Here is a 541-nt window from a genome sequence, read left to right on the forward strand (position 1 = left end):
GTTGCGAGTACGTTTGTCGTTGATGAAGGCGATTTAGGCTCTGTTATCGCTCAGGCGGCAGGCTCGTTTGTTACCACGGAAGGTGCAGACCAAGTAGAGGCTTACGAACTACGTAATATCTCGACTCTGGAATCGACGCTATCGTCGGGCAATGAAGGTATTAAGATCACTGAGATCACAGGTGCGGCTAACACGACCACCTACCAAGGCGCAACGGACCCAGGCGGAACGCCAATTTTTACATTAGTGCTGACTGATGACGGTGCTTATACGTTTACTTTACTTGGCCCTCTCAATCACGCTACGACACCAAATAACCTCGATACATTAACAATACCGTTTGATGTTGTGGCCGTTGATGGTGACGGCGATGATTCTAACCAATATGTATTGCCAATTGAGGTGCTCGATGATGCGCCAACGATCACTGATACGACGGTTGGGAGTACATTTGTCGTTGATGAAGATGATCTTGGGTCTTTGGTGTCTCAAGCAACAGGTGCATTTGTTACCACAGAAGGAGCAGACCAAGTAGAGGTTT

Annotated in this window: 1 protein-coding gene; it reads left to right on the forward strand. The window is 47.9% G+C overall.

The genetic code is table 11. From position 1 onward, the window contains the following. A partial coding sequence (locus AB4517_RS16180) for a hypothetical protein (RefSeq protein ID WP_372148735.1) occupies positions 1-541 on the forward strand: 541 nt, incomplete at both ends.

It is taken from the genome of Vibrio sp. 10N.222.52.C3, assembly GCF_041474195.1.
Lineage (GTDB): Bacteria > Pseudomonadota > Gammaproteobacteria > Enterobacterales > Vibrionaceae > Vibrio > Vibrio crassostreae_C.